Below are 11,181 nucleotides of genomic sequence, written 5' to 3' on the forward strand. Positions count from 1 at the left end.
CGCGAAGGAGCAGGCATGAGCAGCAGCACAGGAGGTCCCGCCGGAGGGGACCCGTTCGACGAGGGAGCGACCAGCCTTCTGCGTCAGCCGAAGGCTGTCTGGGCCACCGCCGGTGCGTCCGTCGTCGCGTTCATGGGCATCGGGCTCGTCGACCCGATCCTCCCCTCCATCGCCAAGGGCCTGGACGCCTCCGCCAGCCAGGTCTCCCTGCTCTTCACCTCGTACTTCCTGATCACCGCCGTCGCGATGCTGGTGACCGGGTTCGTCTCCAGCCGGATCGGCGGCAAGAAGACGCTGCTGCTCGGCCTCGCGCTCGTCGTGGTCTTCGCGGGGCTCGCCGGCACCTCGGGGTCGGTCGGCGAACTGGTCGGGTTCCGCGCGGGGTGGGGCCTTGGCAACGCGCTCTTCGTGTCGACGGCGCTGGCCGTCATCGTCGGCGCGGCGGCCGGCGGCAGCGCCGCCGCGATCCTGCTCTACGAGTCGGCGCTCGGCCTCGGCATGGCGTGCGGGCCGCTGCTCGGCGCGGTGCTCGGCAACGCGAGCTGGCGCTACCCGTTCTTCGGCACGGCCGTCCTGATGGCGGTCGGCTTCCTGTGCATCACGGCGTTCCTGAAGGAGCAGCCGAAGCCCGCGGAGAAGACGTCCCTGCTGGCGCCGATCAAGGCCCTCGGTCACGGCGGGCTCGCGTCGGCCGCCGCCTCCGCGTTCTTCTACAACTACACGTTCTTCACGGTCCTGGCCTTCACGCCGTTCGTGCTGAACATGACCCCGTACAAGTCGGGTGCGATCTTCTTCGCCTGGGGGCTGCTGCTCGCGGTCTTCTCGGTGCTCGTGGCGCCTCGGCTGCAGGCGAGGTTCGGCTCGCTGAAGGTGCTCGGCGGCTCGCTCGTGCTGCTCGCGGCGGACGTGCTGGTGCTCGGGTACGGCAACCACGCCACGGCCATCGTCTGCACGATCCTGTCCGGCGCCTTCATCGGCGTGAACAACACCGTCTACACCGAACTCGCGCTCGGCGTCTCGGACGCGCCGCGCCCGGTGGCCAGCGCCGGCTACAACTTCGTCCGGTGGTTCGCGGCAGCCGCCGCCCCGTTCTTCGCCCCGAAGATCGAGGAGTGGAGCAACATCCACATCCCCTTCGTGGTGGCGGCCGTCACGGCGGTGCTCGGTGCGGCCGTGGTCTGGGTCCGCAAGGACTCCCTGGCGCACGAGGCCGAGGAGCTGGAACCGAAGCACGCGACGGAGGACGGCGTCACCGTATTCGCCAACTGAGGGCCTCCGTATGCCCGTTGAGAGGCCCCCTGTTTGCCCGTCGAGGGGCCCCCTGTATGCCCGTCGAGGGGCTTCAGTCCAGGGACACGGACTTGCGCAGCGGATCGCGCAGGTCCGTCCCGCTGTTCAACCAGCGCTCCTGCAGGGCCCCCGCGCCGTGCACGCGCTTCCACGCACCCTCGTTCGGCGTCATGGGCAGCAGCGGCAGGAACTGTACGGGGTCCATCGGCTCGTCGAGCTCCAGGTCCTCCACCAGGCCGCCGGGCTCCGCGACGAGCACCGACGTGAACTGCGCGCCGGGCCACAGGGGTTCACCAGTGTCGAGCGAGGCTCCGGGAGCCACGATCAGACCCTCGACCTGCGGCGACGCGGCCAGTACGGCGAGCGGGCGCAGCACCTTGTCCGTGTCGGCGATCCCGCCCCGCACCGTGAGGACCAGCTCCGCGCGCGGGCCCTTGACCGGGTCCGCAAGAGCGGCGGTGGGGTCGGCCATCGGCTGGGCCGACATGCCGAGGGTGGCGTACCTGACCAGGTCCCCGTCCGTGAAACGCAGCACTTCGACGCGGTCGGTGCCGAGGAAGGTCACCGCGGCGCGGGCGTCCGGTTCACCGAGGCCGGTGCGGAGACGGGCCTCGACCAGAGCAAGAACATCAGCCATGAAGCGAGCATAGAACTCGTCAGTGGCGGGTAAAGACGGGGCTTGACACTTCAGTCGGCTGATAGTGTTGGCCGCTGGTTCCGGGCAGCACGCAGAGCGCGCTTTCAAGCCCGGGCAGATGACTTGGCGCGCTACGCGCTTGGGACTTCCCCTACGGGGGACCGGCCGGAGGAGGTGGGGCTGCCATGGATCGAAGTCGACCGTGCAGTACCACCCGTTCTTCCGTCTGACACCTCACGCAGCCCTGTAGCTGCCACTGTGCGCCAGCACTCCCCGTGCTCGCGTGCGACGGAAGAGCACTTCGTTTCCACCTGATCTCTCTGTGTTCCCTGATCTGAGTCAGTAGCGAAGCTGCCACCGCGATGGTGCGGTGCTCCCCGCTTTGTGGACGTGCCAAACATCCTCAGCAGGACGTCCCCATTCCGGGTAGTTCCAACCGTCGCAGGCCGCCTCCGTCGAAGGAGCCTGCCCATGTCGATGATCCGTGACCTTCGCGCCGCCGTCCGCCCCTCGCTCCGCAAGGACGGCAGCACCTACAGCTCGTACGACACGACGCGCGACCCCACCGCCGCCTCCGCCGTCGTCGACTGCGCCGTCTACCGCGACGGCCGCCGCGCCGCCTGCGACGACACGCTCACGCCGCACGAGGCGATGCTCCAGGTGCGTCGCGACGGCGGCTTCGCCTGGATCGGTCTGCACGAGCCGACCGAGGCCGAATTCGCCGGTATCGCCGCGGAGTTCGGGCTGCACCCGCTCGCCGTCGAGGACGCGGTGCACGCGCACCAGCGGCCCAAGCTGGAGCGTTACGACGACACGCTCTTCACCGTCTTCAAGACCATTCACTACGTGGAGCACGCCGAACTCACCGCCACCAGCGAGATCGTGGAGACCGGCGAGGTGATGTGCTTCACCGGGCGGGACTTCTTCATCACCGTGCGGCACGGCGGCCACGGCTCGCTGCGCGGCCTGCGGCGCCGGCTCCAGGAGGAGCCCGAGCTCCTCGCCAAGGGTCCTTCCGCCGTCCTGCACACCATCGCCGACCACGTCGTCGACGGTTATCTCGCGGTGGCCGACGCCATGCAGGACGACATCGACGAGGTCGAGACCGAGGTGTTCTCCGCCCCGAGCAAGGGCAAGGGCTCCGCGCGCGGTGTCGACGCCGGGCGGATCTACCAGCTCAAGCGAGAGGTCCTGGAGTTCAAGCGGGCCGTCTCCCCGCTGCTGCGGCCCATGCTGCTGCTGAGCGAGCGGCCGATGCGCCTGGTCGACCCGGACATCCAGAAGTACTTCCGCGACGTCGCCGACCACCTGGCCCGCGTCCAGGAGCAGGTCGTCGGCTTCGACGAACTGCTCAACTCGATCCTCCAGGCCAACCTCGCGCAGGCCGCGGTCGCGCAGAACGAGGACATGCGCAAGATCACCTCCTGGGCGGCGATCATCGCCGTGCCGACGGCGGTCTGCGGGGTCTACGGCATGAACTTCGACCACATGCCCGAGCTGCACTGGCGGTTCGGCTACCCGATGGTGCTCGGTCTCATCGCCGGGGCCTGCTACACCATCCACCGCACCCTGAAGCGCAACGGCTGGCTCTAGGCGCGGGCGCCGGACGGCTCGATAGGCTGCGCGCATGACAGACACGCTGCTCGCCCAGGCCCTCGTCGAGGAGGCCACCAAGAAGTCCGGTCTCATCTGGGTGCGCGGCGAAGGACCTGCCCGTGCCCTGTGGCACGTGTGGCACGAGGGTGCGGCGTGCCTCATCGGTGACGGCCCCGGTGAGCAGCCGCTGCCGGGTCTCGTCGACGGCGGCACCGCCGAAGTGACCGTACGCAGCAAGGACAAGGGCGGCCGGCTCATCGCCTGGACGGCGAAGGTGACCGAGCTCGCGCCGCGCTCCGAGGCGTGGGAGGCGGCCGTCGCCGAGCTCAAGGGGAAGCGGCTGAACGCGCCCGACGGAGAGCAAATGCCGCAGCGCTGGGCGGACGAGTGCCGGGTGGTGCGGCTCACCCCGCAGGACACGATCACCGACCTGCCCGACGGCTCACTCGCGGCCCCGCCCCTGCCGACCGGGGCGACCACCCGCAAGCCGGTGCCCGAGGCGCTGCCCCGGCTGCTGTTCAAGCGGAAGAAGCGGCGGGGCTGACCGGCCCCCGGAAGAACGGGCTCCTACGAGTCGGGCAGCTGCTCGCCGTAGTCCACCATCTCGTCCTTGGCGGGCTCCTCCAGGGTGAAGTCCCTGCCCCAGTCGCTGAGCCGGAGCGTGCCCGCGTCGCCCGCGCGCTGCAGGCGCAGCGGGTAGGGCTTGCCCTTCAGGGAGACGTCCAGGGTGCCGCCCGCGCCCTTGTCGCCGGTGATCTTGATGCTGGGGTTGCCCGAGGTCGTGCCGCGCTCGCCGGTGGCGAGTGCGCCGTGCAGGGTGAGCATGCCCTCCAGGAGAAGGTCCTTGTCGGTGAAGCCGCTCAGCTGCTGGTAGGACGCGTCTTCCTCGGGGACCTTCACGTACTTGCCGTCGAGCTTCGCCGCGGCGAGCTCGTCCGCCTTGCCGGGCTTCTCGCCGCCCTTGGCGTCCTCGTGGGTCCAGAAGGTGCTGTCGGCCATCAGGAAGAGCTGCTTGCCGACGCGCAGCAGCTGGAAGGTCTCGCCCTTCGAGGTGACCGAGCCGCTGCCGCCCTCGTCCTTGAGCCGCATGTCGAGCTTGTACGTGTGGCCCTTGCTGACCAGCGTGCCCGAGAGCCGCACCGCGGGTGCCGCGTCGGCCGCAGCGCGGGACTTGCTCTGGATCTTCGCGGCGGAGAATTTGCCGATGCCGTTCGTGCCCGCGTCCGGATCCTCTTCGCTGCTGCACCCGGTCAGACCGGTGACCGCCAGGACGAGACCCGCGCACATCGCGCTCACGAGTGCCGTCTTGCGGATACGGCGGACCGGGAGAATCGCTGACACAGGGGGCGCTGCCTCTCGTGGGGACGACGGCTACGGCTACGGCAGTACGGCAGCGTACCCGTGCTGACTAGGTAGATTGTCGCCAGTCCGGCCGGACGCTCCGCCGGGGCGTATCCGACCGGGACGGGCTAGCCTGAAGCCCGCATTGCCTGACAGAACGACATGAAAAGGTCGCGAGCAGAGGAGGGGGCGTGCAATGGCGGCAAGCGCCTCCCGGGTCTTCGTGTCACATCTGGCCGGTACCGCCGTCTTCGACCCGAACGGCGACCAGGTGGGCCGGGTGCGCGACCTGGTCGCGACGCTCCGGGTGCAGCGCAGGCCGCCGCGCCTTCTCGGTCTCGTCGTCGAGCTGTCCACGCGGCGCCGCATCTTCCTGCCCATGACCCGGGTGACGGGCATCGAGTCGGGCCAGGTCATCACGACCGGCGTACTGAACGTGCGGCGCTTCGAGCAGCGGCCCACCGAGCGGCTCGTGCTCGGCGAGATGCTCGACCGGCGGGTCAGGCTCGTCGAGTCGGACGAGGAGGTCACGGTCCTCGACGTGGCGGTGCAGCAGCTGCCGGCACGCCGTGACTGGGAGATCGACCGGGTCTTCGTGCGGAAGGGGAAAGGCGGAACCTTCCGGCGCAAGGGGGAGACGCTGACCGTCGAGTGGTCGGCCGTCGACGGCTTCTCTCTGGAGGAGCACGGGCAGGGCGCCGAGAGCCTGCTCGCCACCTTCGAACAGCTGCGCCCCGCCGACCTCGCCAACGTCCTGCACCACCTGTCGCCGAAGCGGCGCGCCGAGGTCGCGGCCGCCCTCGACGACGACCGGCTCGCCGACGTCCTCGAAGAGCTCCCCGAGGACGACCAGATCGAGATCCTCGGCAAGCTCAAGGAGGAGCGCGCCGCCGACGTCCTGGAGGCGATGGACCCGGACGACGCCGCCGACCTGCTCGCCGAGCTCCCCGAAGAGGACAAGGAACGGCTGCTCACGCTGATGCAGCCGGACGACGCCGCCGACGTACGGCGTCTGATGGCGTACGAGGAGCGCACCGCGGGCGGCCTGATGACGACCGAGCCGATCGTGCTCAGGCCGGACGCCACGGTCGCCGACGCCCTGGCGCGGGTGCGCCAGCAGGACCTGTCCCCCGCCCTTGCCGCGCAGGTCTACGTGTGCCGCCCGCCGGACGAGACCCCGACCGGCAAGTACCTGGGCACCGTGCACTTCCAGCGGCTCCTGCGCGATCCGCCGTACACACTGGTCAGCTCGATCCTCGACGACGATCTGCAGACACTGGCGCCGGAGACCGCGCTGCCGCAGGTCGCCGGGTTCTTCGCCACGTACGACATGGTGGCGGCCCCCGTCGTCGACGAGGGCGGCTCGCTGCTCGGCGCGGTCACCGTCGACGACGTGCTCGACCACATGCTGCCGAACGACTGGCGCGAGACCGAGTTCCACCAGGAGGAGGCGCCGCGTGCCACCGGCTGACCGCGAGCGGGACAACCGCGCCGAGCAGCGGACCGCTCCCCGTTTCCGGCTCGACCAGCCGCGGCCGCCGCGCCGCAAGTTCCTGCCGGAGTACGACCCCGAGGCGTTCGGGCGGCTCTCGGAGCGGATCGCGCGGTTCCTGGGCACGGGGCGCTTCATCGTCTGGATGACGGTCACGATCATCGTCTGGGTGGCCTGGAACGTCTGGGCACCCGAGGTGCTGCGCTTCGACCCGTTCCCCTTCCTGTTCCTGACCCTCGCGCTCTCCCTCCAGGCGTCGTACGCGGCGCCCCTGATCCTGCTGGCGCAGAACCGGCAGGACGACCGGGACCGGGTCAATCTCGAACAGGACCGCAAACAGAACGAGCGGTCCATCGCGGACACCGAATATCTGAGCCGTGAGATCGCCTCGCTGCGCATGGGCCTCGGCGAAGTGGCCACCCGCGACTGGATCCGCAGCGAACTCCAGGACCTGGTCAAGGAGCTGGAGGAGCAGCGCAGGGGCCATCGCGTCGTATTCCCGGCCGAGGAGAGCGGCGGGCGTGACGTAGGCGACCGTTGACGGCTCTTTCCGGGGCGGGGTTACCGCGCCGTACTATCGGTCTTATGGCTACGGAAGACGCGGTGCGTGAAGCACTGGCGACGGTGAACGACCCCGAGATCCATCGACCCATCACCGAGTTGGGGATGGTCAAATCGGTAGACATCTCCCCTGACGGGGTGGTGGCGGTCACCGTGTACCTCACGGTCTCCGGGTGCCCGATGCGCGAGACCATCACGAAGAACGTGACCGACGCGGTCGCCGCCGTCGAGGGCGTCGCGCGCGTCGACGTCACCCTCGACGTGATGAGCGACGAGCAGCGCAAGGAGCTGGCGAGCGCCCTGCGCGGCGGCACCGCCGAGCGCGAGGTCCCCTTCGCCAAGCCCGGCTCCCTGACCCGTGTCTACGCCGTCGCGTCCGGCAAGGGCGGCGTCGGCAAGTCCTCGGTGACGGTGAACCTGGCGGCCGCGATGGCGGCGGACGGCCTGAAGGTCGGCGTCGTGGACGCGGACATCTACGGCCACTCCGTGCCGCGGATGCTGGGCGCGGACGGCAAGCCCACCCAGGTCGAGGACATGATCATGCCGCCGTCGGCGCACGGCGTGAAGGTCATCTCGATCGGCATGTTCACGCCGGGCAACGCCCCGGTCGTGTGGCGCGGCCCGATGCTCCACCGCGCCCTCCAGCAGTTCCTCGCGGACGTCTTCTGGGGCGACTTGGACGTCCTGCTCCTCGACCTGCCCCCGGGCACCGGCGACATCGCGATCTCCGTCGCGCAGCTGGTCCCGAACGCCGAGATCCTCGTCGTGACGACGCCCCAGCAGGCGGCGGCCGAGGTCGCCGAGCGCGCGGGCTCCATCGCGGTGCAGACCCACCAGAAGATCGTCGGCGTCGTCGAGAACATGGCGGGCCTGCCCTGCCCGCACTGCGGCGAGATGGTCGACGTCTTCGGCACGGGCGGCGGCCAGCGCGTCGCCGAGGGCCTCACGAAGACCACGGGTGCCAACGTCCCGGTCCTCGGCTCCATCCCGATCGACGTCCGCCTGCGCGAGGGCGGCGACGAGGGCAAGCCGGTCGTCCTGACGGACCCGGACTCCCCGGCGGGCTCGGCGCTGCGCACGATCGCGGGCAAGCTGGGCGGCCGCCAGCGCGGCCTCGCGGGCATGACCCTGGGGATCACCCCGCGCAACAAGTTCTGAGGCCCTCCCGGGCTCCTGCCGTACGCCGATGGGGGCGCCGCTCGTCATGAGCGGCGCCCCCATCGGCGTATGTGTGTGCGGCGGCCGGTCCAGCCGGCCCGCGTATCAGCCTGCCGCGTAGTCGTGGATGTCCTTGACCACGGAGAAGCCCAGGCCGTACGCGCTCATGCCGCGGCCGTAGGCACCCAGGTGGACGCCTCCCTCCGTGGACCCGGCGAGCACCCAGCCGAACTCGGACTCGCGGTAGTGGAACGAGGTCGGCACCCCGTCCACCGGGAGCGAGAGCGTCGACCAGTCCTCGCCCTGCAGATCGTCCGCGAGGACCCAGGCCGTCTCGGTCTGCTGGTCCAGCCAGTCGTCGCGCAGGCTGTGGTCCATCTGGCTGGGCCAGGTGAAGGTCAGCAGCCCCACTCCGGCGAGCCAGGCCGCGGACGACACCGACGTCGCCTCGAGCAGGCCCGTGCCGTCCGGGCTGCGCCGCACCGGGTTGGCCGCGACGGTCACCACGGCCGCGAAGCGCTCCTTGTCGTTGTTGCCGAAGGGCCCGTCACTCCGTACCGACGGCTCATCGCCGTGCCCGATGGAGCCGTGCTCCACCGTGCCGTCCGCGGCGGTGCCGACCTGCATCAGCCAGCGCTCGCCCGTGAAGGCCTCGTCGAGGCCGTACCAGGGGAAGGGCGCCAGCAGATAGCTGTCGACCGTGCGCCGGGCGGAGGGCATCGCCTGTGCGGTGCCGTCCGCGGCCGGCGCCTGTGCGCCTACGCGACTTGTCGTCTCCATGTACCCGGCCGCCTCCTCTTTCTCATCGGTCCGCAGGGCCCGCCCCCCTCGGGCGTCCTCAGCCGGACAACAAGGCAGGATAGCCACACCCGTTCCGGAAGCTGGGACACCGGTCGGCGGTCGGGTGACTCGGGAGGCGTGCCGAGGGGCGTGCTCAGGGGCGCGCCGGGGGTACCGCGGAGGAGGTCAGGTGGCGTCCGCGTCGAACGGCGGGTGGTCGGCGGGCGCGGCCTTCTCGGGCTTCTTGTCCATGTCGATACGACCGTCGTTCTTGGCCATGTCGATGCGGCCGCCGCCCGCGTCGGACGTGCTGTCCTTGCCGGTCGCACCGTCGGAGGATTCACTCTCCCGCCCGTGCACGGCGTCCGTGACCTCGGCCATCTCCTTCTTCAGGTCGAAGCCGTTCCGGATTTCCTTCAGGCCGAGCTCGTCGTTGTCGAGCTGCTTGCGGATGAAGGTCTTCGGATTCAGGTCCTCGAACTCGAAGTCCTTGAATTCCGGGCCGAGTTCACTGCGGATGTCCGCCTTGGCGCTGTCCGAGAATTCACGGATCTTACGAATGGTCCGCGAGGCGTCCTGAATGAGCTTGGGCAGCTTGTCCGGGCCGAAAACGAGCACGGCGAGGATGACCAGCGCCACTACCTCGAGCGGGCCAATGTCTGAGAACACCTTGAGCTCCTTGCCATCCGGACCGGGTCCACGGTACCCGGCGTTCCTGTCCGTCCGGTAGCCGCTGGGCGACAGCCGTGGATCAGTTCCCGTCCGACGCACCGAGCACGAGCGTCACTTTCCGGTCCTTTCCTGCTCGCTGAACGGTCAGTTCAAGGCGATCCTTGGGCCGATGGGCGCGGATCTTGACGATGAGTTCGTCGCCGGAGTGGATGCGCCGGCCGTCCACCGCGGTGATGACGTCGCCGGGCTCGATGCCGGCGCGGTCGCCCGGTCCGCCCTTGTTCACGGCGGGGCCGCCGTCCTTGCCCTTCTCGCCGACGCGGGCGCCGTCGCCCGTGTACTCCATGTCGAGCGTGACGCCGATCACAGGGTGCGTGGCCTTGCCGGTGTTGATCAGCTCTTCGGCGACGCGCTTGCCCTGGTTGATGGGGATGGCGAAGCCGAGGCCGATGGAACCCGCCTGGCCGCCGCCGGGGGCCGAGCTGTCGTCGGCGGACCGGATGGCGCTGTTGATGCCGATGACGCGGCCCTGGGAGTCGACCAGCGGGCCGCCGGAGTTTCCGGGGTTGATGGGGGCGTCGGTCTGCAGCGCGTCGACGTAGCTGACGTCGCTGCCGTCGCCCTTCTCGCCGCCGGCGGTGATGGGACGCTCCTTGGCGCTGATGATGCCGGAGGTGACGGTGTTGGCCAGGTCGAAGGGGGCTCCTATGGCGACCACGGGGTCGCCCACCTGCACGTTCTCCGAGTTGCCGAGGGGCAGCGGCTTGAGTCCGCGTACGCCGGAGACCTTGACCACGGCGAGGTCGTAACCGGCGTCGCGCCCGATGACCTCCGCCTTGGCGGTCTCTCCGCCGCTGAACGTCACCGATATCTCGCCGCCTGTGCCCGCGGGCTCGACGACGTGGTTGTTGGTGAGGATGTGGCCCTTGCCGTCCAGCACGAAGCCGGTGCCGGTGCCTTGCGCCTCGTCGCCGCTGACGTGCAGCGTCACGACGCCGGGCAGCGAGCTCGCCGCGATCCCGGCGACGCTGTCCTTGGCCCGGGCCTTGTCCTGCGAGTCCGCCTGCGGCAGCTCGATGTCGGACACCCCGGCGTTCCGCTCGACATAGGCCCCGATGGCGCCACCGATCCCGCCCGCCACGAGGGTGATGACGACGATCCCGACCAGAACAAGCCGCCGCGCCTGCCTCTTCTGCTTCGCCACATCGACGGGTACGGCACCGCTCTGCTGGAGGGGCGCGTTCCAGGGGTCATAGGACCGGCGGGGCGGATCGGGCTGGGGGTGAGGCTGCGGGGCCGGGTGGGGCTGGGAATGAGCTTGGGGCTGCGGGCCCGGGTGGGGCTGGGAATGGGCTTGGGGCTGCGGGCCCGGGTGGGGCTGGGGGGTGATGTCGTGCGCGGGGGTCGGAGCGGGGCTCGGGGTGCCGTGCGGAGGGGTGCCCGGAGACGGAGTGCCCCCGTGGGTGGCCGCCGGGAGCTGCGTGCCGTGGGTCGGGGTCGCCCCCGAGTGCTGCGTGCCGTGGGTCGGGGTCGCCCCCGAGTGCTGCGTGCCGTGAGCCGGGGTCGCCCCCGAGTGCTGCGTGCCGTGAGCCGGGGTCGCCCCCGAGTGCTGCGTGCCGTGAGCCGGGGTCGCCGCCGGGTGCTGCGTGCCGTG

The 11,181-nt window shown here is 70.4% G+C and carries 11 protein-coding genes; 6 read left to right on the forward strand and 5 right to left on the reverse strand.

Features of this window, described 5'->3' with window-relative positions; translation table 11 throughout:
• The first annotated feature begins 15 nt into the window (after window positions 1-15).
• On the forward strand, window positions 16-1,269 hold the full coding sequence (locus ACWD02_RS09300; protein WP_451206544.1) for an MFS transporter: 1,254 nt from the start codon (window positions 16-18) through the stop codon (window positions 1,267-1,269).
• 73 nt (window positions 1,270-1,342) lie between these two features.
• Here ACWD02_RS09300 and ACWD02_RS09305 read toward each other — a convergent pair whose 3' ends face one another.
• On the reverse strand, window positions 1,343-1,927 hold the full coding sequence (locus ACWD02_RS09305) for a suppressor of fused domain protein (RefSeq protein ID WP_451206547.1): 585 nt from the start codon (window positions 1,925-1,927) through the stop codon (window positions 1,343-1,345).
• Between the two features lie 471 nt (window positions 1,928-2,398).
• Between ACWD02_RS09305 and ACWD02_RS09310 the strand changes: the two genes are divergently transcribed.
• Together ACWD02_RS09310 and ACWD02_RS09315 are read left to right on the forward strand one after the other, a co-directional pair.
• Window positions 2,399-3,520, forward strand: coding sequence for a magnesium and cobalt transport protein CorA (locus ACWD02_RS09310; RefSeq protein ID WP_451206550.1), 1,122 nt, complete (start codon window positions 2,399-2,401; stop codon window positions 3,518-3,520).
• A gap of 34 nt (window positions 3,521-3,554) precedes the next feature.
• Window positions 3,555-4,067 (forward strand): hypothetical protein, encoded by a 513-nt coding sequence (locus ACWD02_RS09315; RefSeq protein ID WP_451206553.1) that lies wholly within the window; start codon window positions 3,555-3,557, stop codon window positions 4,065-4,067.
• 23 nt (window positions 4,068-4,090) lie between these two features.
• Here ACWD02_RS09315 and ACWD02_RS09320 read toward each other — a convergent pair whose 3' ends face one another.
• Complete coding sequence (locus tag ACWD02_RS09320; protein WP_451207447.1) at window positions 4,091-4,810, reverse strand: hypothetical protein; 720 nt, start codon at window positions 4,808-4,810, stop codon at window positions 4,091-4,093.
• Between the two features lie 250 nt (window positions 4,811-5,060).
• Here ACWD02_RS09320 and ACWD02_RS09325 point away from each other — a divergent pair, with 250 nt between their 5' ends.
• From ACWD02_RS09325 to ACWD02_RS09335, 3 genes are read left to right on the forward strand one after another with little or no spacing between them, the layout of a single operon-like run.
• Entirely contained in the window at window positions 5,061-6,335 is a 1,275-nt protein-coding gene (locus tag ACWD02_RS09325; RefSeq protein WP_451206556.1) for a magnesium transporter MgtE N-terminal domain-containing protein, read from the forward strand.
• Entirely contained in the window at window positions 6,322-6,897 is a 576-nt protein-coding gene (locus ACWD02_RS09330; RefSeq protein ID WP_451206559.1) for a DUF1003 domain-containing protein, read from the forward strand. The genes ACWD02_RS09325 and ACWD02_RS09330 overlap by 14 nt, the downstream gene beginning before the upstream one ends.
• Before the next feature lie 44 nt (window positions 6,898-6,941).
• A complete protein-coding gene (locus ACWD02_RS09335; RefSeq protein WP_451206562.1) occupies window positions 6,942-8,075 on the forward strand; it encodes an Mrp/NBP35 family ATP-binding protein in 1,134 nt (377 codons plus the stop codon).
• Between the two features lie 105 nt (window positions 8,076-8,180).
• Here the strand turns inward: ACWD02_RS09335 and ACWD02_RS09340 are convergent, their stop codons facing one another.
• From ACWD02_RS09340 to ACWD02_RS09350, 3 genes are all read right to left on the reverse strand, one after another.
• On the reverse strand, window positions 8,181-8,855 hold the full coding sequence (locus ACWD02_RS09340; RefSeq protein WP_451206565.1) for a hypothetical protein: 675 nt from the start codon (window positions 8,853-8,855) through the stop codon (window positions 8,181-8,183).
• A gap of 186 nt (window positions 8,856-9,041) precedes the next feature.
• On the reverse strand, window positions 9,042-9,524 hold the full coding sequence (locus ACWD02_RS09345) for a sec-independent translocase (protein WP_451206569.1): 483 nt from the start codon (window positions 9,522-9,524) through the stop codon (window positions 9,042-9,044).
• An 82-nt stretch (window positions 9,525-9,606) separates the two neighbouring features.
• Window positions 9,607-11,181: trypsin-like peptidase domain-containing protein (locus tag ACWD02_RS09350; protein WP_451206572.1), on the reverse strand; the 1,575-nt coding region annotated here is incomplete at its 5' end.

The organism is Streptomyces sp. NPDC002853, from assembly GCF_053591915.1.

Bases quoted from the DNA above. Each gene is read 5' to 3' on its own strand.
- ACWD02_RS09300 (WP_451206544.1), top strand. From the start codon at position 16: ATGAGCAGCAGCACAGGAGGTCCCGCCGGAGGGGACCCGTTCGACGAG.
- ACWD02_RS09305 (WP_451206547.1), bottom strand. From the start codon at position 1,927: ATGGCTGATGTTCTTGCTCTGGTCGAGGCCCGTCTCCGCACCGGCCTC.
- ACWD02_RS09310 (WP_451206550.1), top strand. From the start codon at position 2,399: ATGTCGATGATCCGTGACCTTCGCGCCGCCGTCCGCCCCTCGCTCCGC.
- ACWD02_RS09315 (WP_451206553.1), top strand. From the start codon at position 3,555: ATGACAGACACGCTGCTCGCCCAGGCCCTCGTCGAGGAGGCCACCAAG.
- ACWD02_RS09320 (WP_451207447.1), bottom strand. From the start codon at position 4,810: ATGTGCGCGGGTCTCGTCCTGGCGGTCACCGGTCTGACCGGGTGCAGC.
- ACWD02_RS09325 (WP_451206556.1), top strand. From the start codon at position 5,061: ATGGCGGCAAGCGCCTCCCGGGTCTTCGTGTCACATCTGGCCGGTACC.
- ACWD02_RS09335 (WP_451206562.1), top strand. From the start codon at position 6,942: ATGGCTACGGAAGACGCGGTGCGTGAAGCACTGGCGACGGTGAACGAC.
- ACWD02_RS09340 (WP_451206565.1), bottom strand. From the start codon at position 8,855: ATGGAGACGACAAGTCGCGTAGGCGCACAGGCGCCGGCCGCGGACGGC.